At 70.0% G+C, this 22,948-nt stretch carries 17 protein-coding genes; 4 read left to right on the top strand and 13 right to left on the bottom strand.

The window, feature by feature from the left end:
* Window positions 1-43 precede the first annotated feature (43 nt).
* The 5 genes from ACIOMQ_RS29960 to ACIOMQ_RS29940 form a co-directional block, all read right to left on the bottom strand.
* Window positions 44-2,101, bottom strand: coding sequence for an N-6 DNA methylase (locus ACIOMQ_RS29960; RefSeq protein ID WP_402191129.1), 2,058 nt, complete (start codon window positions 2,099-2,101; stop codon window positions 44-46).
* A gap of 247 nt (window positions 2,102-2,348) precedes the next feature.
* On the bottom strand, window positions 2,349-3,668 hold the full coding sequence (locus tag ACIOMQ_RS29955; RefSeq protein WP_401263562.1) for a class I SAM-dependent RNA methyltransferase: 1,320 nt from the start codon (window positions 3,666-3,668) through the stop codon (window positions 2,349-2,351).
* A 175-nt stretch (window positions 3,669-3,843) separates the two neighbouring features.
* Complete coding sequence (locus ACIOMQ_RS29950) at window positions 3,844-5,892, bottom strand: APC family permease (RefSeq protein ID WP_362202217.1); 2,049 nt, start codon at window positions 5,890-5,892, stop codon at window positions 3,844-3,846.
* 113 nt (window positions 5,893-6,005) lie between these two features.
* Entirely contained in the window at window positions 6,006-7,091 is a 1,086-nt protein-coding gene (locus tag ACIOMQ_RS29945) for a 1-aminocyclopropane-1-carboxylate deaminase (protein ID WP_402191125.1), read from the bottom strand.
* Window positions 7,092-7,378: 287 nt separating this feature from the next.
* Entirely contained in the window at window positions 7,379-8,080 is a 702-nt protein-coding gene (locus ACIOMQ_RS29940; protein WP_401263559.1) for a GntR family transcriptional regulator, read from the bottom strand.
* A 262-nt stretch (window positions 8,081-8,342) separates the two neighbouring features.
* On the opposite strand from ACIOMQ_RS29940, the gene ACIOMQ_RS29935 reads away from it, so the two are divergent.
* Window positions 8,343-9,011 (top strand): TrkA family potassium uptake protein, encoded by a 669-nt coding sequence (locus ACIOMQ_RS29935; protein ID WP_362202227.1) that lies wholly within the window; start codon window positions 8,343-8,345, stop codon window positions 9,009-9,011.
* On the top strand, window positions 9,011-9,688 hold the full coding sequence (locus ACIOMQ_RS29930; RefSeq protein ID WP_266688162.1) for a TrkA family potassium uptake protein: 678 nt from the start codon (window positions 9,011-9,013) through the stop codon (window positions 9,686-9,688). Before ACIOMQ_RS29935 ends, ACIOMQ_RS29930 begins: the two co-directional genes overlap by 1 nt.
* A gap of 96 nt (window positions 9,689-9,784) precedes the next feature.
* On the opposite strand, the gene ACIOMQ_RS29925 is transcribed toward ACIOMQ_RS29930, so the two are convergent.
* From ACIOMQ_RS29925 to ACIOMQ_RS29905, 5 genes are all read right to left on the bottom strand, one after another.
* Window positions 9,785-10,549, bottom strand: a complete 765-nt coding sequence (locus tag ACIOMQ_RS29925) for a DUF3159 domain-containing protein (RefSeq protein ID WP_402191123.1) — start codon at window positions 10,547-10,549, stop codon at window positions 9,785-9,787.
* Window positions 10,550-10,552: 3 nt separating this feature from the next.
* Entirely contained in the window at window positions 10,553-10,969 is a 417-nt protein-coding gene (locus ACIOMQ_RS29920; protein WP_362212782.1) for an OB-fold nucleic acid binding domain-containing protein, read from the bottom strand.
* 262 nt (window positions 10,970-11,231) lie between these two features.
* Window positions 11,232-11,924 (bottom strand): response regulator, encoded by a 693-nt coding sequence (locus tag ACIOMQ_RS29915; protein WP_362212787.1) that lies wholly within the window; start codon window positions 11,922-11,924, stop codon window positions 11,232-11,234.
* A gap of 70 nt (window positions 11,925-11,994) precedes the next feature.
* Window positions 11,995-14,538: a sensor histidine kinase KdpD gene (locus tag ACIOMQ_RS29910; RefSeq protein ID WP_362212779.1), complete on the bottom strand. Its 2,544-nt coding sequence runs from the start codon at window positions 14,536-14,538 to the stop codon at window positions 11,995-11,997.
* Window positions 14,539-14,794: 256 nt separating this feature from the next.
* Entirely contained in the window at window positions 14,795-15,544 is a 750-nt protein-coding gene (locus ACIOMQ_RS29905) for an ABC transporter ATP-binding protein (RefSeq protein WP_401263557.1), read from the bottom strand.
* A gap of 328 nt (window positions 15,545-15,872) precedes the next feature.
* Between ACIOMQ_RS29905 and ACIOMQ_RS29900 the strand changes: the two genes are divergently transcribed.
* Together ACIOMQ_RS29900 and ACIOMQ_RS29895 are read left to right on the top strand one after the other, a co-directional pair.
* Window positions 15,873-16,799 carry a M20/M25/M40 family metallo-hydrolase gene (locus ACIOMQ_RS29900; protein WP_401988538.1) on the top strand — a complete coding sequence of 309 codons (927 nt, stop codon included), beginning with the start codon at window positions 15,873-15,875 and terminating at the stop codon, window positions 16,797-16,799.
* 22 nt (window positions 16,800-16,821) lie between these two features.
* Window positions 16,822-18,252, top strand: coding sequence for a M1 family metallopeptidase (locus ACIOMQ_RS29895; RefSeq protein WP_362212772.1), 1,431 nt, complete (start codon window positions 16,822-16,824; stop codon window positions 18,250-18,252).
* A 231-nt stretch (window positions 18,253-18,483) separates the two neighbouring features.
* On the opposite strand, the gene ACIOMQ_RS29890 is transcribed toward ACIOMQ_RS29895, so the two are convergent.
* The 3 genes from ACIOMQ_RS29890 to kdpA are packed head-to-tail and all read right to left on the bottom strand — an operon-like array spanning window position 18,484 to window position 22,946.
* Window positions 18,484-19,152 (bottom strand): potassium-transporting ATPase subunit C, encoded by a 669-nt coding sequence (locus ACIOMQ_RS29890; protein ID WP_362203706.1) that lies wholly within the window; start codon window positions 19,150-19,152, stop codon window positions 18,484-18,486.
* 6 nt (window positions 19,153-19,158) lie between these two features.
* Window positions 19,159-21,285: a potassium-transporting ATPase subunit KdpB gene (kdpB, locus tag ACIOMQ_RS29885; RefSeq protein ID WP_401263555.1), complete on the bottom strand. Its 2,127-nt coding sequence runs from the start codon at window positions 21,283-21,285 to the stop codon at window positions 19,159-19,161.
* Window positions 21,282-22,946, bottom strand: a complete 1,665-nt coding sequence (gene kdpA, locus ACIOMQ_RS29880) for a potassium-transporting ATPase subunit KdpA (RefSeq protein WP_362203700.1) — start codon at window positions 22,944-22,946, stop codon at window positions 21,282-21,284. The genes kdpB and kdpA overlap by 4 nt, the downstream gene beginning before the upstream one ends.
* Window positions 22,947-22,948 lie beyond the last annotated feature (2 nt).

Raw genomic sequence — 22,948 nt, 5'->3', positions numbered from 1 at the left:
CCCGGCATCCCCCCGGCAGACCTCCGCTCCCCCAGGGCCCCGTCTACTCCCCGTGCGCCAGGCGGCCCGCCGCGAGTTCGTCTCCGAGATCCCGTCCCATCCTCTTGGCGACGATCCGCAAGCGTTCGGCCAGTCCCTCGAAGGCGGCCAGGTGCCGGAACGCGTCGCTGTACCGCCGCTGCTCCGACAGATCAATCCGGCGCACCTGGAGCCGGCGCACATCGATCCGGGAAGAACTGGACGCATGGGTGCCGGCGTGGCGGGCGTTGGCCGGCGACTTGAGTGAACCCGCCAGGAACCAGGGGTCGAGCACATCCGGGTCGACCCGGAGCGCATGGATCTGCGGGCCCACCGCCATCGGCGGGCCTTCGTGGACCCAGGCCGAGAACTCCCTGGACACACCGACGACCACCACGTCCCGGGGTTCCACCACGACGGCGTCGTCCGGATACACCCACCCACTGGGGGATTCGTCCAGCAGCAGATCGGAGATGGTCAGCAGCGGGACTCGCGCGTGCCCGGGCTCCGGTACGGCCGCTTCGGCCGGAAGGCGGCCCGAGCGCAGGGTGAGCGCCTCCGCCCGAGCGAGTTCACCGACGGTCGCGCTCGGCTGATCCTCCGTACCGCGGGTGAGTTCGAGGGCGGCCAGACAGGCACTTTCGGTCCGGAGACCGTCGAGCAGCTCGCCGACCTCGCTCCAGGAGTCCGCGAGCCGGGGTCCGACGTGTCCCGAAGCCGGCGTGACATGGCGGCCAGGAGTGAGGTCCACGTCGTCGTCGAGGAGGTCGATGACAGGGACGGCCGCAGCCCAGGCGGTCGCGCCGGAGTCCTCGGTCGCCTGTTCACACAATGCCCCGGCCACGGCTCCCCTGCCGGCCGTGCCGACGACGGACCGGATGAAGGCCCCGAGTTCGCCCCGTTCAGGACCGCTGTCCCGAGAGGTGGACCGGGGAAACCGCGCGGCGGCGTCGACGAACAAGAACTCCCCCGGACCCTGCGGACTCTCCCCCGGAGCAGGCCGCCGCAGCACCCACAGATGCAGAGACAGACTGTGCGGCGCCGCGGATCCGGGCGGAAGAGCCACCACGGCCCGCAGGGCCCCGGTGCGCAGCAGCGATCTGCGGATTCTCCGTCCGGCCTTGCGCGCGGCCACGGTCGGCGGCAGCAGCAGGACCGCGCTGCCGCCTGGGCGGAGCCGGGCCAGGCAGTGCTGCACCCAGGCGAGTTCGGGCTCGGTACGAGGCGGGGTGCCGTGCACCCACCGGGTATCCGCGGCAAGGTCTTCGTACCCCCAGTCCCGCTCGTTGGCCGGCGGGTTGCAGAGCACCATGTCCGCCTGTGCGCCGATGAGGGGATCCGCGCGGAGGGAGTCCCCCGGCGCGATCACGGGCACGGGCGCGGGCCCCGGCGTCTCGGGGCCCGGCAGCAGTGCGAGCCGCATGTCGGTCAGAGCGGTGAGCACCGGATCGCGGTCACAACCGAGAAGCGCGGCAGGGCGGTTCAGCGTGGTGGGGACGGCCTTCGCGGCGGCGGCCAGCAGATGGCCCGCTCCGCACGCGGGGTCGAGCACCCTGAGGGGATCCTCAGGGTGCTCGCCGACGAAAGGCCCACGCGTCCGCAGGGCCAGATCGGCCATGAGATCGGCCAGCGGCTCGGGGGTGGTGGTGATCTGGCGTACATGGGTATCCAGCCAGCGGCGCAAGAGAAACATGAGGATGTCGTACGAACCCTCGCGTCGCCCCAGCTCCACGGCGGCCCGCACCGGGCCCGCACCGGCACCGTCTGACCCGCCGCCGTCACTCTCCCCGCGGGCGAGCAGCCGTCCCACGGTGGCGATGGCGAGCCCTGTCTCGTCACGGTCACCCAAGGCCTCGAACCGGGGCCAGAGCCATTCGCGGCTCGTGGTCTTGCCCAGTTTCCCGTTGTCCCTGAGCCATTTTTCGATGTCCGTCAGGGAGAAGTGCGGGCTCGTGTCGGTGCCGCCGATCTGCGGCGGAAAAGTGTCGTGCCGACGGCGCCAGTTACTCACGGCGGCCCGCCCCACCCCCGCGAGCCGGGCGATCTCGGCCAGGGTCACCGGTACGACGGGGGGCGAGGTCATCACTTCTCCAGAGGCGTCGGCCGAGCGGAACCGGAGTGCCGGCTAGCGCGAGCACTTGAGCAGGCAGCCCCTCGCGTCTTCCCACTCCGGGGCCAGGCTAACGCATTGACTTTGTTCACAGGCTTACACCGCGTATGACGGTGTGGGTGTGCGCCGACCTCAGCGACTCCGCCAGGGCGCAGAGGAGCGGCGGTGCACCGTCCGCGAGGCACATCATGCCCACCGGCGAAATCGCAGTTCAGAGCCCTTACTTGATCGGCTCCAGGATGGCAACGCACTCCACATGATGCGTCATCGGAAACAGATCGAACGCCCGCAGCGTCCGCACCCGGTAGCCGCCGTCGCGGAAGTACGCCAGGTCGCGGGCGAGGGCCGCCGGGTCGCACGCCACGTAGGCGATGCGGCGGGCGCCCAGGCCCGTCAGGTGCTTGACCGTCTGCTTGCCGGCGCCTGCGCGCGGGGGGTCGAGGACGATCAGGTCGGTCTCGGTGATGCCGGTGCGCGGCAGGATCTGGTCGACCTTGCCGTGCTCGATGCGGACCCGCTCCAGGTCCTTCAGGTTGTGCCGGGCGTCCTCGACGGCGCGCTTGCCGGACTCGATGCCCAGAACCGCGCCCTTCTCACCGATGCGCTGGCCGAGGGCGCCCGCGAACAGGCCGACGCCGCAGTACAGGTCGAGCGCGGTGTCGCCCTTGCGGGGCAGCAGGCCCTGCATGACGGCGCGGACGAGGGTGTTGGCGGCCTGCGGGTGGACCTGCCAGAAGCCGCCAGAGCCGACTCGGTAGGTGCGGTCGTCGGCGCGCTCGCGAACGAAGGCCCTGCCGTGCACCCGGTGGACGCCGCCGTCGCGCTCGTCGACGCGCATCACCGAGACGGGCTTGTCGAGCGCGACGAGGGGCAGCCGGCCGCCGGGCTTCGGGGTGAGGATGACCTGGCGGTCGTGGGAGCCGGTGGCGGCGATGGCCTCCACCGACGCCATGCCGGGCCACTCCCGCTTCTCGACGCCGAGTTCGGTGACACCGGGGGCCGCGATCAGGCAGCGCTCGATGGGCTCCACGTCGTGCGAGCGGTGCTTGCGCAGGCCGACCCGGCCGTCCTCGTCGATGGCGTACTGGACCCGGGTGCGCCAGGCCGGGACCTCGCCCGCCGGGAGCTTGTCGCCCTCGGCCGGCATGACGGTGCCGTCCCAGCCCGCCTCCTCGGGAGTGAGGCCCGCAAGGCGCTGGAGCTGTTCGGCGATCACCTCGCCCTTGAGCCTGCGCTGGGCACCGGGCTTGGCGTGCTGCCAGTCGCAGCCGCCGCACTTGCCGGGACCCGCGTACGGGCACGGGGCCTCGACGCGGTCCTTGGACGCCTCGATGATCCGTACCGCGTCGGCGCGCAGGAAGCGGGAGTCGCTCTCGCCCTCGGTGATCCGGGCGACGACTTTCTCGCCGGGCAGGGTGTGCCGTACGAAGAGGACCCGGCCCTCCGACGTACGGGCGATGCAGTGGCCGCCGTGTGCGACGGGCCCGACCTCGACCTCGTACTCCTCCCCGACCAGCGACGACGTGGGTTCGTTCTGCATGAGGGGGTGGCTCCAGAGATCAAGGGAAAAACGGCCGGACAACAACCCACGAGTCTACGTGGGTGTCGTCCGGCCGCTTACCACGAGCGGGTAGGGCGCGGTCGGTGTCGTCGGCGCAGCCACCCCTTGCCGGCCGGGTCGGCCCTTGCCGGCGCGGTCAGCCCTCGTCCGCGGGTCAGCCCCGGTTGGCGGGTTCCTTGGGCCTGCGCTCCACGGGGCCACGGCGCACGGAGCCCGGCGCGTTCCACTCGGCGCGCTTCCTGGCGCGCTTCCTGGCCGCCTCGGAGGACTCCAGCTGATACGGCACGGAGGTCACCATCACGCCCGGGGTGAACAGCAGCCGCCCCTTCAGACGCAGGGCGCTCTGGTTGTGGAGGAGGTGCTCGTACCAGTGGCCGACCACGTACTCCGGGATGTACACGCTCACGACGTCGCGCGGGCTGTCCCGGCGCAGGCCCTTCACGTAGTCGATGACCGGGCGGGTCACCTCGCGGTACGGGGAGTCGAGGATCTTCAGCGGGATGTCGATGCCGCGCCGCTCCCAGTCCTCCTTGAGCGCCTTGGTCTCGGCCGCGTCGACGCTGATGGAGAGCGCCTCCAGGCGGTCGGAGCGGATCAGCTTGGCGTAGGCGAGGGCACGCAGCGTGGGCCGGTGGAGCTTGGAGACCAGGACGATCGAGTGGACCCTGGAGGGCCGCATCGTCTCGTCGGGCGGGGTCTCATCCGCCGCGATCTCCTCGGCGACCCGGTCGTAGTGCTTGCGGATCGCCGTCATCGTCCCGTAGAAGATCACCATGCCGAGCAGCGCGACCCAGGCGCCGTGGGTGAACTTGGTGGCGAGCACCACGACGAGCACCAGGCCGGTGAAGAAGGCGCCGAAGGTGTTGATCGCGCGGGAGCGCACCATGTGGCGGCGCTTGGCCGGGTCCTTCTCCGTCGCCAGGTGGCGGTTCCAATGCCTGACCATGCCGGTCTGGCTGAGGGTGAAGGAGACGAAGACGCCGACGATGTAGAGCTGGATGAGCCGGGTCGAGTCCGCTCCGTAGACCCAGGTCAGCAGGATCGCCGCGCCCGCCAGCAGCACGATGCCGTTGGAGAAGGCCAGCCGGTCACCGCGGGTGTGGAGCTGGCGCGGCAGGTAGCGGTCCTGGGCGAGGATCGAGCCGAGCAGCGGGAAGCCGTTGTACGCGGTGTTGGCGGCCAGGAAGAGAACGAGTGCGGTGGCCGCCGCGAGAACGACGAAGAAGAACGTGCCCTCGCCGAAGACGGCGGCCGCGACCTGGGAGATCACCGGGTCCTGGACGAAGCCGGAGCCGACCGGGACACCGTTGTTGATCAGGTCCTTGGCCGGGTTCTCCGCCATCTTCACATCGGTGGCCATGGCCAGACCGATGATGCCGCAGAACATGGTGACGGCAAGCAGGCCCATCATCGCGAGGGTCGTCGCGGCGTTCTTGCTCTTCGGCTTGCGGAAGGCGGGCACGCCGTTGCTGATCGCCTCGACGCCGGTGAGGGCGGCGCATCCGGAGGAGAACGCCCGCAGCAGCAGGAAGACCAGTGCGAAGCCGGCCAGCCCCTGGTGCTCGGCCTTGATCGTGTAGCCCGAGGTCGGGGCATGCATGGTGTCGTTGAGGACCAGCCCGCGGAACGCGCCCCAGATGATCATGATGAAGACGCCGGCCACGAAAAGGTACGTGGGGATGGCGAAGAGCTTGCCGGACTCCTTGACGCCGCGCAGGTTCATCAGCGTCAGCAGCACGATGGCCACGATCGCGCACGCCGTCTTGTGTTCGACGACGAACGGGATCGCGGACCCGAGGTTCTCCACCCCGGAGGCGATCGACACGGCGACGGTCAGCACGTAGTCGACCAGCAGCGCACTGGCCACGGTGAGCCCGGCCTTGGGTCCCAGGTTGGTGGTGGCGACCTCATAATCACCACCACCGCTCGGGTAGGCGTGCACGTTCTGCCGGTACGAGGCAACGACCGTGAACATCAGCACCACGACGGCGAGCGCGATCCAGGGGCTGAAGTGGTAGGCCGACACGCCCGCGACGGAGAGCACCAGGAGAACCTCTCCTGGTGCGTACGCCACCGATGAAAGCGGGTCGGATGCGAAGACGGGAAGTGCGATGCGCTTGGGGAGGAGCGTTTCTCCCAGCTTGTCGCTGCGCAGCGCCCGTCCGATCAGAATCCGTTTGGGCAGGTCGGTCAGTTTGGACACGCAGAGGATCGTAAGCGTTCCGTATGGAAGCCGCAGACCCACCACCCTCGTGGCCCTGCAATCTCCTGCGCTCGGCCGAAAAAGCCACGAAATCCTTAACGAAATCCTTGCGCTCAGGCGTCCGCGAAGAGGGCGCTGTAGCCATTGAGCGCGGGCTGGCCGCCGAGATGGGCGTAGAGGACGGTGGAATCGCGGGCGATCTCGCCGCGCGCGACGAGGTCGACCGTCCCGGCCATCGACTTCCCCTCGTACACGGGGTCGGTGACCATACCCTCGGTACGGGCGGCGAGCCGCATCGCGTCGAGGGTGGCGTCGTCGGGGATACCGTACGTACCCGCGTGGTAGCGCTCGTCCAGTTCGATGTCATCCACGGTGAGCTCGCGGCGCACCCCGATGAGTCGTGCGGTGCCGGCCGCGATCCGGGCGATCTGCTCACGCGTCCGGGCGGGTTCGGCGGAGGCGTCGATGCCCAGCACGCGACGCGGACGGCCGCCCTCCTCTTCGAGCGCGGCAAAGCCCGCGACCATCCCGGCCTGGGTGGAACCGGTCACCGAGCAGACGATCACGGTGTCGAAGAACACGCCGAGTGCGCGCTCCTGCTCGGCGACCTCGTACGACCAGTTGGCGAAGCCCAGTCCGCCGAGCGGATGGTCGGACGCACCGGCGGGGACGGCGTACGGCTTGCCACCGCCCTCCTCGACCTCGCGCAGCGCCTGCTCCCAGCTCTCCTTGACACCGATGCCGAACCCGGCGCGCACCAGGCGGACATCGGCACCGGCCAGGCGGCTGATCAGGATGTTGCCGACCTTGTCGTAGACGGCGTCGGGCCACTCGACCCAGCTCTCCTGGATGAGTACGCACTTGAGGCCGGCGCGGGCGGCGACCGCCGCGACCTGGCGGGTGTGGTTGGACTGGACACCGCCGATCGATACGAGCGTGTCGCAGCCCTTCGCCAGGGCGTCGGCCACGAGGTATTCGAGCTTGCGGGTCTTGTTGCCGCCGTAGGCGATGCCGGAGTTGCAGTCCTCCCGCTTGGCCCAGACGGCGGCGCCGCCGAGGTGGTCGGTGAGCCGGTCCAGGCGGTGGACGGGAGAGGGGCCGAAGAGGAGGGGATAGCGGTCGTACGAGGAGAGGGAGGGAGAGGGGGAAGGGGAAGGGGAAGGGGCGGAGGAACGAGAAGGCGGGGCTGGGGGTGTCACGGAAGCTCCCTCGGGTCGGGGGTGATGTGGTGACGTCGGTGGCAGTGACGGTGGCGGTGACGGTGACAGTGGTGATGTTGGTGGCGGTGACGGTGGTGAGGTCGGTGGCGGCGAGGGTCGTGGTCGTCGGGGCGTCCGCGGGCGTCCCGGTCGGTGCCCGGACCGGCGGAGTTGCGGCCCCGGCAGTGCGCCCGACCCTGCTCGGACCGGCGTCCCGAGTCCACTCGCCGGACAGATCCGCAGACGGCCCGGCGGACGGATCGGCAGCCGGATCAGCGCCCCGTTCGTCACAGGGGTTCGGCTGCCTGACCAGCGCCCCGTTCGTCAGAAGGTTCAACGGACAGCTCGTCGGCGAGTTCTTCGAGCGCCCGCCAGATATCCGCGGTGACCCGGGCCGCCGCATCGGCATCGCGCCCCGCGCACGCCTCGATCAGCCGGTCGTGCAGCTCTGCCGAGCCGTGCGCCGCACTCGCCGTGTTGAACCGCCGCCACTCCAGGCGCCGGATCAGGGGGGTGTAGCGCTCGACGGTGGCGGCCACGGCACGGTTGCCGCAGGCGGTGACGAGGACGCCGTGGAGCCGGTCGTCGGCGCGCAGCGCGTCCGCCACGTCGCCGCGGAGCGTCGCGTCCCGGAAGCGGTCGTTCGCCTCCCGCATCGCGGTGATGTCCGGATCCGTGAGGAGAGGTACGGCGGTCCTGGCGGCCAGTTCCTGCATGGCCTGTACGACCGCCGCCGCGTCCCGTACGTCACGCGGCACCAGGCGGGTCACCCGCGTATAGCTCTGCGGCTTGGACTCGACGAGGCCCTCGCCGGAGAGCCGGGACAGTGCGTCGCGCACCGGGGCCCGGGACAGACCGAGGCGTTCGGCGAGGTCGGCGTCGCGGACCGGGGCACCGGGCGGGATGTCGCCGCGGACGATGGCGTCACGGATCGCCTCGTACGCGGTGTCCCGCAGCAGGGTCCGTCGGACGGGGCGCAAGGTCTCCATGAACTGACATGTTAGATGTCTGTCCTCGTGGCGTTCAAGAGGTCCGTTTCGCGGGATCGCAGTCGGCGGCCCTCCCCGTCCGCATCGCGGGCGCGGCGAAGGCGCACTCGGATGAGGCCTCGCACTCCCGGCCGCATAAGCTCATCCTGGGCAACGGGACAGACCGTTGCCCCGTTGTTTGCCCGGCAAGCTGAGGAAGAAGTTGTGAGCAGGGTGTTTTCGCAGGTCAGCCGGACGACCAGGACTGCGAGGTAGGCGCAAGGTGCACATCGTCATCATGGGCTGCGGGCGAGTGGGAGCCGCTCTCGCGCAGACCCTGGAGCGGCAGGGGCACACGGTCGCCGTCATCGATCAGGACCCGACCGCGTTCCGGCGTCTCGGGTCCGGCTTCGGCGGGCGGCGCGTCACCGGTGTCGGCTTCGACCAGGACACCCTCCGCGAGGCGGGGATCGAGGAGGCCGGTGCGTTCGCCGCGGTGAGCAGCGGTGACAACTCGAACATCATCGCCGCACGGGTCGCCCGCGAAATGTTCGGCATCGAGAATGTCGCGGCGCGGATCTACGACCCCCGGCGCGCCGAGGTCTACCAGCGCCTCGGCATCCCCACGGTCGCCACGGTGCGCTGGACGGCGGACCAGATGCTGCGGCGGCTGCTGCCCTCGGGCGCCGAGCCGCTGTGGCGGGATCCGAGCGGCGGTGTGCAGCTGGCGGAGGTGCACACCACCCCGTCCTGGATCGGCCACAAGATCAGCACCCTGCAGGAGGAGACGGGCGTTCGCGTGGCGTTCCTCACCCGATTGGGTGAAGCCATACTGCCCACCTCGCAGACGGTGCTGCAGGAGGGCGACCTGGTCCACGTGATGATGCGTACGGACGAGATCGCGAAGGTCGAGGCGGCCTTCGCCGAAGGTCCTGAGGAGGGCGGTCACTGATGCGTGTCGCGATTGCCGGGGCCGGTGCGGTGGGCCGTTCCATCGCGGGCGAGCTGCTGGAGAACGGGCACGAGGTGCTGCTCGTCGACAAGGCGCCCACGGCCATTTCCGTGGAGCGGGTGCCGATGGCCGAGTGGCTGCTGGCGGACGCCTGCGAGATCACCTCGCTCGACGAGGCGGCGCTTCAACGCTGCAACGTCGTGATCGCCGCGACCGGCGACGACAAGGTGAATCTGGTCGTCTCGCTGCTCGCGAAGACCGAGTACGGCGTGCCGAGGGTCGTCGCCCGGGTCAACAACCCCAAGAACGAGTGGCTGTTCAACGAGGCGTGGGGCGTCGATGTGGCGGTTTCCACGCCCCGTCTGATGTCGGCCCTGGTCGAGGAGGCGGTGAGCGTCGGCGATCTGGTCCGGCTGCTGCGCTTCAGCCACGGCGACGCCAACCTGGTCGAGCTGACGCTGCCCCCGGAGTCGGCGCTGGCCGGCATCCAGGTCGGCGAAGTGGCCTGGCCCGAGGACACCTCGCTGGTCACCATCATCCGCGGGCAGCGCGTGCTGACGCCGAGCACCGAAGAAACGCTGGAGGCCGGTGACGAGCTGCTCTTCGTGGCCGCGCAGGCGCGCGAAGAGCAGCTGGAGGACCTGCTGTCGGTGCGCCGGGGCGACTCGGACGACTGAGACTCCGACGACTGACCGGAGCGCCCCCTGGACAGACGGGAGGGGCCCGGAACCGTTTCACACGGTTCCGGGCCCCTCCCGTCTGTCCAGGGCGGTTCAGTAGTCCTCGTGGCGCGTCGCGGCGGCGGCCGCTTCCGCCTTGCGGACCGTCTCGGCCTGCTCCTGCGCCTCCATCTCGGCGAAGACATCGATGGGCGGCGGCGCCTTGGCGAGGAACACCCAGGTCAGATAGACCGCGAGCAGGAACGGGGGAATCTTCAGCGCGACCAGGACCCAGCCGAGCTGCGTGGTGTCGGCCCACCAGTACAGCGGGAAGAGGATCGCGCACTTGGCGAGCAGGATCAGGCCCCAGGCGTAACTGGACTTGGCGTACGCCTTCTTGCGGCCGGGGTTCCTGGTGCGCCAGGAGAGGTTCTCCTTGAACACCGGGCCCAGGATCAGGCCGATCAGCGGCACCCCGGCGAGGGTGGTGATCAGGTAGGCGAGGGCCAGGCCGAGCGTGTAGAGCATGCCCGGCAGATAGAAGTCCTTGGCATTGCCGGTCATCATCGCGAAGACCACACCGAAGGCCACACCGAAGACACCGCTGAAGGCGTGCTTGACGGTGTCTCTGCGGATCAGCCGTACGGCGACGAGGACCAGGGAAACCACCAGGGCCGCGATGGCCGAGAGGTGCAGATCCTTGTTGATCGTGAAGATCGTGACGAAGAGCAGCCCGGGAAGGACTGTCTCCACCATCCCCCGGACACCGCCGAACGCCTCGAAGAGCACTGCCTCGGTGACCGCCTTCGCGTCAGCCTCCTGCTGGTCGGTGCGGGTGGTGCGGTCCGTGTCGGACGTCGGCTTGTCAAGAGACGTCACCGGCTACTCCTTGCCGAGCGGTCGGAGTTCGTATTTGGGGTTGAACAGCACCCGGCGTCCATGGCTCATGGCGATCCGGCCCGAGGCGATGAGCTTGCGTCCCGGTTCTATGCCCACGATGGAGCGCCGGCCCAGCCAGACCACGTCCAGCGGCGCGGTGCCGTCGAAGAGCTCCGCCTCCAGGGCGGGCACTCCGGCGCGCGGCCGCAGGGTGACGGTCCGCAACGTACCAGTCACCTTCACGATCTGCCGATCGGTGCATTCGGAGATCCGCGTGCACCCCGACGCCTGCGCGTCCTCCTGCAGCTCCTCGGACTCCAGGTCCTCCTGGGAGCTGGACAGCCGGTCGAGCATCCGCCGGAAGCGGCCGGACGGTTTCGCCGCCTTGCCGGGCTTCTCGAATCGAGGAACAGCACTCATAACCGAAGGGTACCGGTCTCCTGTGCTCCGAGCGGGTGTCCCGGGTCTCACTCGACCGGGTTGCTCCCCAGGGTTGCGGAGCGGGGAAGTCCTGCGACGCAGGGGCTGCGGAGCAGGGGCGTCCCGCGACGCGGAGGTTGCGGAGCCGGGCCGCCCTGCGACGCGGGGGGGGGTGCGGAGCCAGGCCCGCCCTGCAACGCGGGGGGTGCGGAGCAGGGCCGTCCGCGACGTCAGGGCGTGCGCGTTGCCGGGCGCGGCCCGTTCAGCTGCGCTCGAAGCGGTAGCCCATCCCCGGCTCGGTGACGAAGTGCCGCGGGTGCGAGGGGTCGGCCTCCAGCTTGCGCCTCAGCTGTGCCATGTAGACCCGCAGGTAGTTGGTCTCGGTGCCGTACGAGGGCCCCCAGACCTCCTGGAGCAGCTGCTTCTGGCTGACGAGGCGGCCGCTGTTGCGGACCAGCACCTCCAGGAGGTGCCACTCGGTGGGGGTGAGCCGTACGTCGCGGCCCTCGCGGTGGACCTTCTTCGCCGCCAGGTCGACGGTGAACCCCTCGGTCTCGACGGTCACGATGTCGTCGGAGCCGTGCTGGCCGACGGGTTCGGCGCGGCGGACCGAGGCACGCAGCCGGGCCAGCAGCTCGTCCATCCCGAACGGCTTGGTGACGTAGTCGTCGGCGCCGGCGTCCAGGGCCTCGACCTTCTCGTCGGAGGTGTGGCGGGCGGAGAGCACCAGGATCGGCACCCGGGTCCAGCCGCGCAGCCCCTTGATCACCTCGACGCCGTCCATGTCGGGCAGTCCGAGGTCGAGGACGACCACATCGGGGTGGCGGGCGGCGGCGAGCTGAAGGGCGGTCGCGCCGTCGGGCGCGGCGTCCACCTCGTACTTGCGCGCCTTCAGATTGATCACGAGGGCGCGTACGATCTGCGGCTCGTCGTCGACCACAAGCACCCGGGTCATGGGGGCCCTGCCTTTCTGCTGTACGGCGATCTCCCGGAACGTTGCGGAGATCATGAGGTGACCTGCGAGGTCATGAGGTGACCCGCGCGGGCAGGTCGGGGCTGACCGGAACGTATCCCGATGCCGCCTTGAGCGTCAGCACCATGGTGAGGCCGCCGCCGGGGGTGTCCTCGGCGTCCAGCGTGCCGCCCATGGATTCCACGAAGCCGCGGGCGACGGCGAGGCCCAGTCCGACGCCCGCGCCGCGCGGAGCGTCGCCGTAGCGCTGGAAGGGCTCGAAGATGCGCTCCTTGGCGTCTTCGGGGACGCCGGGGCCGCGGTCGGCCACCCGTAGCTCGACGCGTGAGCCGAGCGCGCTGGCGGACACGTTGACGCGTTCGCCGTAGGGGCTGTACTTGACCGCGTTCTCGACGATGTTGGCGACGGCCCGCTCCAGCAGACCGGGGTCGACGTCGACCATCGGCAGGGTCTCGGGGATGTCCAGGTCCACACTGCCCTCGGGGACGCCGCCGAGGGCCATCGGGACCACCTCGTCGAGGTCGATCTCGCGGATCAGCGGTGTGACGGTACCGGTCTGCAGCCTGGACATGTCCAGGAGGTTGCCCACGAGGTGGTCGAGGCGGTCGGCGCCGTTCTCGATGCCCTCCAGGAGTTCGGCCTCGTCCTCGTCGGACCAGGCGACGTCGTCGGAGCGCAGGGAGCTGACGGCGGCCTTGATGGCGGCGAGCGGGGTACGCAGATCGTGGCTGACCGCGGCGAGCAGCGCCGTCCTGATCCGGTTCCCCTCGGCGAGCCGCCGGGCCTCCTCCGCCTGGCCGACCAGGCGCTGCCGGTCCAGTACGACGGCGGCCTGGGCGGCGAACGCGCCGAGCACCCGGCGGTCCTCCGCGGGCAGCACCCGGCCGGAGAGCGCGAGCGCCATGTGGTCGCCGACCGGCATGTCCACGTCGGCGTCCTCCGGCCGGGCCACCGGGGCCGGCCCGACGCTCCCGGCGCAGGTCCACGGGTCGACGTCGCTCTGCCGCTCCAGCAGGGCGACGGACTCCATGCCGAAGGTCTCGCGGACCCGGTCCAGAAGCGCGTCCAGGGTGGTCTCGCCGCGCAGCACGCTGCCCGCCAGGAAGGAGAGGATCTCCGACTCGGCCCGCAGCCGGGCCGCCTGGTGCGTACGGCGGGCCGCCAGATCGACGACCGAGGCGACCGAGACAGCCACCGCGAAGAAGATCACGATGGCGACGAAGTTCTCCGGGTCCTGGACGGTCAGCGTGTGTGTGGGCGGGGTGAACCAGTAGTTCAGCAGCAGCGAGCCGACGGCGGCCGAGGCGAGGGCCGGCAGCAGCCCGCCGAGCAGGGCCGCGGCGACGGTCATGAAGAGGAAGAGCAGAACGTCGTTGGCGAGCCCGGGGCCGTTGTCCAGGCCGGTCAGGAGCAGGGTGAGAAGGGCCGGGCCGCCGACTCCGACCAGCCAGCCCCAGATGATCCGGACCCGGCCCAGCCGGGCGCCGCGGGCGATGGGCAGCCCGCGGCCCTTGGCGACCTCTTCGTGGGTGACGATGTGGACGTCGAGGTCGGGGCCGGACTCCCGGGCGACCGTGGCGCCCACGCCCGGACCGTAGATGTATTGCCAGGCCTTGCGGCGGCTGGAGCCGAGGACGATCTGCGTGGCGTTCACCCCACGGGCGAATTCGAGGAGCGCCGACGGTATGTCGTCGCCGATGACGTGGTGGAACGTGCCGCCGAGGTCCTCCACGAGGGTGCGCTGGACGGCGAGTTCCTTGGGCGAGGCGGAGGTCAGTCCGTCGCTGCGGGCGATGTAGACGGCGAGGATCTCGCTGCCCGAGCCCTTGGCCGCCATGCGGGACGCGCGGCGGATGAGCGTACGGCCCTCGGGGCCGCCGGTGAGTCCGACGACGATGCGTTCGCGGGCCTGCCAGGTGGTGCGGATGTTGTGCTCGCCGCGGTACTGCTGAAGGTATTCGTCGACCCGGTCGGCGACCCAGAGAAGGGCCAGCTCGCGCAGCGCGGTCAGGTTGCCCGGACGGAAGTAGTTGGACAGCGACGCGTCGATCCGGTCCGGCTTGTAGATGTTGCCGTGGGCCATCCGGCGGCGCAGTGCCTGGGGCGACATGTCGACGAGTTCGAGCTGGTCGGCCCTGCGGACGACCTCGTCGGGGACCGTCTCGCGCTGGCGTACGCCGGTTATCGCCTCGACGACGTCGCCGAGTGATTCCAGGTGCTGGATGTTGACGGTGGAGATCACGTCTATGCCGGCCTGGAGGAGCTCTTCGACGTCCTGCCACCGTTTGGCGTTGCGGGAGCCCGGCACATTGGTGTGCGCCAGTTCGTCCACCAGGGCGACGGCCGGGGCGCGCTCCAGTACCGCGTCCACGTCCATCTCGGTGAAGACGGCCGAGCGGTACTCGATCTCGCACCGCCGGATCTGCTCCAGGCCGTGCAGCATCACCTCGGTGCGCGGACGGTCGTGGTGCTCCACGAAGGCGACGACGCAGTCGGTGCCCCGCTCCACGCGCCGATGGGCCTCGGAAAGCATCGCGTACGTCTTGCCGACGCCGGGTGCCGCACCCAGGTAGATCCGAAGCTTGCCGCGTGCCATGGCCCCATTGTCTTCTCTGAACCGGCTGCGGCCGATGCGGCAGCCGGTTCGAAGCTACCCCGAGGATTCCCGGCATATGGGACGTGGGGTGGGGTGGGGGACCGAATTGACAGGATTCTGACGCGCGGGCCGCCACTCAGCGGGTCGGCCGTGCGGGATTCCGGCGCCCGGGGCGGGGCCGGTGGACCGATCCGGCGGGATCGGAGTCCAGCCGGACGAGCCCGGCCTCCTCCCCCGCCCCGTGCCGCCCCGCCCGCTACTCGTGCTCGACGATGTGCCCGTCGCTCAGCTCCAGCACCCGGTCCGCCAGTCCCAGCAGCTGCGCGTCGTGCGTCGCGACCAGCGCGGTGACACCCTCGCTCCGTACCACCGCCCGCAACAGCTCCATCACCGCGAGCCCGGTCTCCGCGTCGAGCTGCCCTGTCGGCTCGTCCGCGATCAGCAGCGCGGGACGGTTGGCCAGCGCGCGGGCGATCGCGACGCGCTGCTGCTGGCCGCCGGAGAGTTCCCCGGGGCGCTGAGCGGCATGGTCGGCGAGGCCGACCATGGAGAGCAGCAGCGCCACCCGGTCCTCGCGCTCGCGGGGGTCCGCCTTGCGCAGCCGCATGGGTACGCCGACGTTCTCCGCGGCGGTCAGGATCGGGATCAGGCCGAACGACTGGAAGATGAAGCCGATCCGGTCCCGGCGCAGCTCCAGGAGCTCGTTCTCGCCGAGGTCGGCGAGGTCCGTACCGTCGACGGTGATCCGGCCGCCGTCGGGGCTGTCGAGGCCGCCGACCAGGTTGAGGAGCGTGGTCTTGCCGGAGCCCGAGCGGCCCTTGAGCGCGACCAGCTCGCCGCGCGGCACCTCGAACGACACCCCGCGCAGCGCGTGCACGGCCCCTGCGCCGGAACCGTACGAGCGGTGCAGGTCCTCGACCCGCACCATGGGTCCGCGGGCCGGGTCCTCGGCGACTGCGGCGCCGCCCTGCCCGCCGGTGCTCGTCCGGCCCGTGTTGTCGGTCATGCCTCTCCCCCGTACATGTTTCTCCCCCGTGCGTGCTCGGTCCCGTCGGCCGCCAGTATGTGCATGCGACCGGGGGCTGGGCAATGGCCGGAGGGCGTTGATCAGGAGTCCGGGCGGTCCCGGCGCGGCGCCGGGGCCGCCGCAGGAGCTCCCCGGGAACCGGACGCGGGCATCCGGCACGGGCTTGACGGCTCGTCGGACCCGGGGGCCGGCGGCCCCGGCGGCTCCCTCATCGAAGGACGACCGCTTCCCGACAACTTCCTGACACCGGCTGACCAGTCTGGCCAAGGTCCACCGGGGCGAGAGCCCCGTCCTTGAAAGGGTGCGTATGACGTTACGAAGGAGTCTTCCCGGGCTGGCCGCCGGAGCCCTCGGAATATCCCTGACCCTGTCCGCGGTACCGGCCGCCACCGCCGCCGGGGAAGCACAGGCCACCACCGCCGCCGGGGAAGCACAGGCCCCCACCGTCTCCGAACAGCGGGTGATGCCCCACCTGCGCGCACTGCAACGCATCGCCGACCGCAACGGCGGCAACCGCGCACACGGCACGAAGGGGTACGCGGACTCGGTGGCGTATGTGAAGAGCGCTCTGGACCGGGCGGGTTTCCGCACGAAACTGGTCCCCTTCACATACGACGGCGTCACCGGCAACAACCTGATCGCCGACTGGCCGGGCGGCGACCCGGACCACGTGCTCCTGACCGGCGCCCACCTCGACAGCGTCAAGGAGGGCCCGGGAATCAACGACAACGGCTCGGGCTCGGCCGCGGTCCTGGCCACCGCCCTCCAGGTGGCCGAGTCCGGTCTCAAGCCCGAGCGGCACCTTCGGTTCGCGTGGTGGGGCGCGGAGGAGCTGGGGCTGATCGGCTCGGCGGACTACGTCGGGAAGCTCTCCGCCGCCGAGCGCCGCAAGATCGACGTCTACCTCAACTTCGACCAGGCGGGCAGCAAGAACACCCAGCAGTGGCTCGTCGTCCACGACGACGAGCACGGCGAGACCGAGGCCCAGCAGGCGTTCGAGGCGTGGTTCGCCGAGCGGGACATCCCCACGTTCGACATCGGTGTCGGCGGTTCGGACCACGAGTCGTTCGGAAACGCCGGCATTCCGTCGTCCGGTTTCAGCACCGGCATCTCGGACTGCATCCACGAGGCGTGCGACGACCTCGCCAACGTGGACCCGAAGACGGAGACCACCAGCACCGACGCCCTCATCGGCGTGCTGTGGAAACTCGCCGCCGCCGCTCCCCGGCGTTGACCCCCCATCCCAGGAACGAGACATGCGCAGACTGCTGAATCGACGCCGCAGGACCGCCGCCGCCCTCGTGGCCGCGGTCGTGAGCGGCTCCCTGCTGGCCACCGTCCCCGCCTCGGCCGCCATCGGCGGCCCGGGCGTCGGTGACCCGTACTTCCCCGACGACGGCAACTCCGGCTACGACGTGTCGCACTACGACGTCCGCATCGCCTACGACCCGGCGCGCACCGACCACCTGGACGGCGACACCACCGTCACCGCCCGCGCCCTGACCGGCCTGGACCGCTTCAGCCTGGACCTCAAGGGCTTCACCGTGGCATCGGTCTCGGTGAACGGCACCCCGGCGAAGGCGTTCTCCCGGTCCGGCGCCCACAAGCTGGTCATCACCCCGGCCCGCGCGATCGCGAAGGGCACGACGTTCGCGGTCCGGGTGACGTACGCCGGCAAGCCCGACGCCGAGGGCTGGCACACGCTGAAGAGCGGCGGCGCGTACGTGACGGGCGAACCGCACGCCGCGACCTCCTGGTATCCCGCCAACGACCACCCGTCCGACAAGGCCACCTTCGCCCTCACCGCGACGGTGCCCGAGGGCTGGACGGCCGTCGGCAACGGCCTGCCCGGCCCGGCCACCGCCAAGGACGGCAGAAAGACCTTCCGCTGGTCCGAGGACCGGCCGCTGGCGACGTACCTCAGCACCGTCGCCATCGACAAGTTCACCGTCCACCGGGGGAAGACGTCCGCCGGAACGCCGGTCATCACGGCGTACAGCCCGGACGCCGTCATCGACCTCGACGCGGAGGCCGAGCAGACGGAGATTCTGGACTTCCTGACCGCGAAGTTCGGCCCGTACCCCTTCTCCTCGGCGGGCGCCATCGTCGTCGGCGCCACGAAGGAGCCCACCGGCGGCCCCGTCGCCATGGAGACGCAGAGCCGCCCCACGTTCAGCACGGTGTTCTTCGACACCTCGCTGGTCCACGAGAACACCCACCAGTGGTTCGGCGACAGCGTGTCGTTCAAGGACTGGCGGGACGGCTGCGTCGCGGAGTGCTTCGCCCAGTACGCCGGGCAGCTGTGGGAGGAGCACAAGGGCACCGACCTCGACAAGGACTACTACCGCTCCGAGGTCGAGGAGAACAAGGACAATCCGTCGTTCTGGTCGACCAAGCTCTACGACCCCGGCCAGGGAAAGGAGCTGGACGCCGCCCTGTACTTCAAGGGTTCCCTGATGCTGCACGCCCTGCGGCGCACGGTCGGTGACGACGCGTTCTTCGGAACGCTCAAGGCCTGGACCCATGACCACGCGTACGGCAACGCCTCGTTCCGGCAGTTCGAGGCGCTGGCCGCGAAGGTCTCGGGCAAGGACCTGACGGGCTTCTTCGGGGCCTGGGTGGACGGCACGGTCATCCCGCCGGCGAAGTACCTCTATCCGGGCAGCCTGGGCGCGCCGGCCTCCTAGGGTCTTTCGTTTGGATCAGGCTGGATCAGGGAGCGGGGTCTGGTGCGTGCGATCGCAAGGCGGAAGAGGGAGTCGACGCAGCGCGTCGGCGACCGACGACAACGCGGCGAGCGTGCGTGCCGGACCCCGCGAGCCCGGCATGATCCGAACGAGAGGCCCTAGAGCAGGAACGCCGGGGAGCCCGACGGCACCGAGGTGTCGTCGGGCTCCCCCGGGCTTCACGAAAGCCGCTCAGCCCTCGTTCACCAACTGCTTGAGGGCGATGTTGAGCTGGAGGACGTTGACCCGCGGCTCTCCCACGAAGCCGAGGATCCGGCCGTCCGTGTGGTGCTCGACGAGCTTCTCCACCTGGGCGACGTCGAGATGGTTGCGTTCGGCGACACGGCGCACCTGGAGCTGTGCGTACGCCGGGGAGATGGCGGGGTCGAGGCCGGAGCCCGAGGAGGTGACGGCGTCGGCCGGCACATCGGCGGGGCTGACGGGGTGGCCGGGGACGGAGTTGTCCTTGACGACCGCGGCCTTGGCGGCGGTGACCCAGTCGATGAGTTCCTTGTTGTCGCCGGAGCGGTTGGTCGCGCCGGAGAGGATCAGCTTGTACTGGGTGTTGACGCTGTTGGTGCCGAGGCCGTTGGACGGGCGCGGCTGGAACCACTTGAGGTCCGGGGCCGCGGTCTGCTGTCCCTTCTTCAGCGGCAGGTCGTAGCGCTGGCCGATGAGTTCGGAGCCGACGACCTTGCCGTTCGCGGTGATCTCGGAGCCATTGGCCTTGTCGGGGAAGACGCCCTGGGCGACACCGGTGACGGCGAGCGGGTAGAGCACGCCGCAGACGACGGTGAGGACGAGCAGGGCGCGCAGCCCGGCCCAGAGCAACCGGGCGGTGTTTGCTACGGAGTTGTTCATGGCAGGTCAGCCGATTCCGGGGATGTGGGAGATGATCAGGTCGATGATCTTGATGCCGATGAACGGGGCGACCAGACCGCCGAGCCCGTAGATCCCGAGGTTGCGCCGGAGCATCGAGTCGGCGCTGCTGGGCCGGTAGCGCACGCCCTTCAGGGCGAGCGGGACCAGCGCGACGATGATCAGCGCGTTGAAGACGACGGCGGACAGGATCGCGGACTGGGGCGAGGACAGCTGCATGATGTTGAGCTTGTCCAGACCGGGGTAGACCACCGCGAACATCGCCGGGATGATCGCGAAGTATTTCGCGACGTCGTTGGCGATCGAGAAGGTGGTCAGCGCGCCACGGGTGATGAGCAGCTGCTTGCCGATCTCGACGATCTCGATCAGCTTGGTCGGGTTGGAGTCCAGGTCCACCATGTTCCCGGCCTCCTTGGCGGCCGAGGTTCCGGTGTTCATGGCCACGCCGACGTCCGCCTGGGCCAGCGCGGGCGCGTCGTTGGTGCCGTCACCCGTCATCGCGACGAGCTTGCCGCCCGCCTGCTCCCGCTTGATGAGAGCCATCTTGTCCTCGGGGGTGGCCTCGGCGAGGAAGTCGTCGACCCCCGCCTCCTCGGCGATGGCCTTCGCGGTCAGCGGGTTGTCGCCCGTGATCATGACCGTCTTGATGCCCATGCGGCGCAGCTCGTCGAACCGCTCCCGCATGCCTTCCTTGACGACGTCCTTGAGGTGGATGACACCCAGGACGCGGGCGCCGTGCTCGTCCTCCCGGGCAACCAGCAGCGGTGTGCCGCCGGCCTCGGAGATCCGGTCGGTGAGCGCCTGTGCGTCCGGGGAGACGCTGCCGCCGCGCTCCTTGACCCAGGTGACGACCGAACCGGTCGCACCCTTGCGGACCTTGCGTCCGTCGACGTCCACGCCGGACATGCGTGTCTGGGCGGTGAACGCGACCCACTCGGCCTGCCGCAGTTCGCCTTGGTGGCGTTCGCGCAGCCCGTACTTCTCCTTGGCGAGCACGACGATCGAGCGGCCCTCGGGCGTCTCGTCGGCCAGTGAGGACAGCTGGGCCGCGTCCGCCAGTTCGGCCTCGGTCGTGCCCCGGACGGGGACGAACTCGGCGGCCTGCCGGTTGCCGAGCGTGATGGTGCCGGTCTTGTCGAGCAGCAGGGTCGAGACGTCTCCGGCGGCCTCGACGGCCCGCCCCGACATGGCGAGCACGTTGCGCTGCACCAGCCGGTCCATACCGGCGATGCCGATCGCGGAGAGCAGGGCGCCGATGGTCGTCGGGATCAGGCAGACCAGCAGGGCGGTCAGCACGATCATCGACTGCTTCTGGCCCGCGTAGATCGCGAAGGGCTGGAGGGTGACGACGGCGAGCAGGAAGACGACGGTGAGGGACGCGAGCAGGATGTTCAGCGCGATCTCGTTGGGCGTCTTCTGCCGGGCGGCGCCCTCGACCAGGGCGATCATCCGGTCGATGAACGTCTCGCCGGGCTTGGTCGTGATCTTGATGACGATGCGGTCGGAGAGCACCTTCGTACCGCCGGTGACGGCACTGCGGTCGCCACCGGACTCCCGGATGACCGGCGCCGACTCCCCCGTGATCGCGGACTCGTCCACGCTCGCCACGCCGTCGACGACGTCTCCGTCGCCGGGAATGATGTCTCCGGCCTCGCAGACCACCAGATCGCCGACGCGGAGCTCGGTGCCCGGCACCCGCTCCTCGTTCCCGCCGGTCATCCGCCGGGCGACGGTGTCGGTCTTGGCCCTGCGCAGGGTGTCGGCCTGCGCCTTGCCGCGCCCCTCGGCGACCGCCTCCGCCAGGTTGGCGAAGATCGTGGTCAGCCACAGCCAGACCGCGATCGCCCAGCCGAACCAGTCGCCGGGGTCCAGGCACGCCAGTACGGTGGTGAACACCGAACCGATCAGCACCACGAACATCACCGGGGACTTGACCATCACCCGGGGGTCGAGCTTGCGTATCGCGTCGGGGAAGGACTTGAGCAGCTGCTTGGGGTCGAACAGGCCCCCGCCGACGCGTCCTTCGCTCTGGTGACCCGTGGGCGCGTCCTGGTGCGGTGCCCGGGTGGGGGTGAGAGTGGACATCGAGTCCTCTTGCTTCGTACGAGTGGTCATGACGCCAGCCCTTCGGCCAGCGGCCCCAGCGCCAGGGCCGGGAAGTAGGTCAGCCCGGTGATGATCAGGACGGTGCCGACCAGCAGTCCGCTGAAGAGCGGTTTGTGCGTGCCCAGGGTTCCCACGGTCGCCGGCACGGGCTTCTGCTCGGCGAGCGAGCCGGCCAGCGCCAGCACGAACACCATCGGCAGGAACCGGCCCAGCAGCATCGCGAGACCGATCGTCGTGTTGAACCACTGCGTGTCCGCGTTCAGCCCGGCGAACGCCGAACCGTTGTTGTTCGCGCCCGAGGTGTACGCGTACAGCACCTCGGAGAATCCGTGCGCACCGGTGTTGGTCATCGAGTGGGGCGGGGTGGGCAGCGCCATCGCCGCGGCGGTGAAGCACAGCACCAGCGCCGGGGTGATCAGGATGTAGCAGGCGGCGAGCTTGATCTCGCGGGTGCCGATCTTCTTGCCGAGGTACTCGGGTGTACGGCCGACCATGAGACCCGCGATGAACACCGCGATGATCGCCATGATCAGCATGCCGTAGAGGCCGGAGCCGACACCGCCGGGCGCGATCTCGCCGAGCTGCATGCCCAGCATCGTGATCCCGCCGCCGAATCCCGTGTACGAGGAGTGGAAGGAGTTCACCGCACCGGTCGAGGTCAGCGTGGTGGCCACGGCGAAGATCGACGAGCCGGCGATCCCGAACCGGGTCTCCTTGCCCTCCATCGCCCCGCCCGCGATGTCGAAGGCGGGCCCGTGGTGGGCGAACTCGGTCCACATCATCAGAGAGGTGAAGCCGAGCCAGATGACGCCCATCGTCGCCAGGATCGCGTAGCCCTGCCTGAGCGAGCCGACCATCCGGCCGAACGTCCGCGTCAGTGCGAACGGTATGACCAGGATCAGGAAGATCTCGAACAGGTTGGACAGTCCGTTGGGGTTCTCGAACGGGTGGGACGAGTTGGCGTTGAAGTAGCCGCCGCCGTTCGTACCCAGCTCCTTGATGACCTCCTGGGAGGCCACGGCACCGCCGTTCCACTGCTGCGAACCGCCCGTGAACTGGCCGACCTCGTGAATGCCGGAGAAGTTCTGGATGGCGCCGCAGGCGACCAGCACCAGCGCGCCGACCACGGCGATGGGCAGCAGGATCCGTACGGTGCCGCGCACCAGGTCGGACCAGAAGTTGCCCAGCTCACCCGTGCGGGAGCGGGCGAAGCCCCGTACCAGCGCCACCGCGACGGCGATGCCGACGGCGGCCGAGACGAAGTTCTGCACCGCGAGGCCGCCGGTCTGCACGACATGGCCCATGGCCTGCTCGCCGTAGTACGACTGCCAGTTGGTGTTCGCGACGAACGACGCCGCCGTGTTGAACGCCTGGTCGGGGTCGATCGAGGAGAAGCCGAGCGATCCGGGCAGACTGCCCTGGAGCCGCTGCAGCAGGTAGAGGAAGAGAACACTCACCGCGGAGAAGGCGAGCACACCACGCAGATACGCGGGCCAGCGCATCTGCGTGTTCGGATCGGCGCCGATGGCCTTGTACATCCACTTCTCGACGCGCAGGTGCTTCTTCGAGGAGTAGACGCCGGCCATGTAGTCGCCGAGCGGTCGGTACGCCAGCCCCAGCGCCGCAACGAGCGCGAGGACCTGGAGCACACCAGCGAGGACGGGGCTCATAT

Source organism: Streptomyces sp. NPDC087845 (assembly GCF_044742755.1).
In the GTDB taxonomy this organism is placed as follows: domain Bacteria; phylum Actinomycetota; class Actinomycetes; order Streptomycetales; family Streptomycetaceae; genus Streptomyces.
This window is presented reverse-complemented; position numbering and strand designations above follow the sequence as displayed.

Coding starts and splice junctions, on each gene's coding strand:
- ACIOMQ_RS29900 (WP_401988538.1), top strand. CDS start 15,873: ATGACGTTACGAAGGAGTCTTCCCGGGCTGGCCGCCGGAGCCCTCGGA.
- ACIOMQ_RS29905 (WP_401263557.1), bottom strand. CDS start 15,544: ATGACCGACAACACGGGCCGGACGAGCACCGGCGGGCAGGGCGGCGCC.
- kdpB (WP_401263555.1), bottom strand. CDS start 21,285: ATGACCACTCGTACGAAGCAAGAGGACTCGATGTCCACTCTCACCCCC.
- ACIOMQ_RS29915 (WP_362212787.1), bottom strand. CDS start 11,924: ATGACCCGGGTGCTTGTGGTCGACGACGAGCCGCAGATCGTACGCGCC.
- ACIOMQ_RS29920 (WP_362212782.1), bottom strand. CDS start 10,969: ATGAGTGCTGTTCCTCGATTCGAGAAGCCCGGCAAGGCGGCGAAACCG.
- ACIOMQ_RS29960 (WP_402191129.1), bottom strand. CDS start 2,101: ATGACCTCGCCCCCCGTCGTACCGGTGACCCTGGCCGAGATCGCCCGG.
- ACIOMQ_RS29955 (WP_401263562.1), bottom strand. CDS start 3,668: ATGCAGAACGAACCCACGTCGTCGCTGGTCGGGGAGGAGTACGAGGTC.
- ACIOMQ_RS29895 (WP_362212772.1), top strand. CDS start 16,822: ATGCGCAGACTGCTGAATCGACGCCGCAGGACCGCCGCCGCCCTCGTG.
- ACIOMQ_RS29930 (WP_266688162.1), top strand. CDS start 9,011: ATGCGTGTCGCGATTGCCGGGGCCGGTGCGGTGGGCCGTTCCATCGCG.
- ACIOMQ_RS29910 (WP_362212779.1), bottom strand. CDS start 14,538: ATGGCACGCGGCAAGCTTCGGATCTACCTGGGTGCGGCACCCGGCGTC.
- ACIOMQ_RS29890 (WP_362203706.1), bottom strand. CDS start 19,152: ATGAACAACTCCGTAGCAAACACCGCCCGGTTGCTCTGGGCCGGGCTG.
- kdpA (WP_362203700.1), bottom strand. CDS start 22,946: ATGAGCCCCGTCCTCGCTGGTGTGCTCCAGGTCCTCGCGCTCGTTGCG.
- ACIOMQ_RS29940 (WP_401263559.1), bottom strand. CDS start 8,080: ATGGAGACCTTGCGCCCCGTCCGACGGACCCTGCTGCGGGACACCGCG.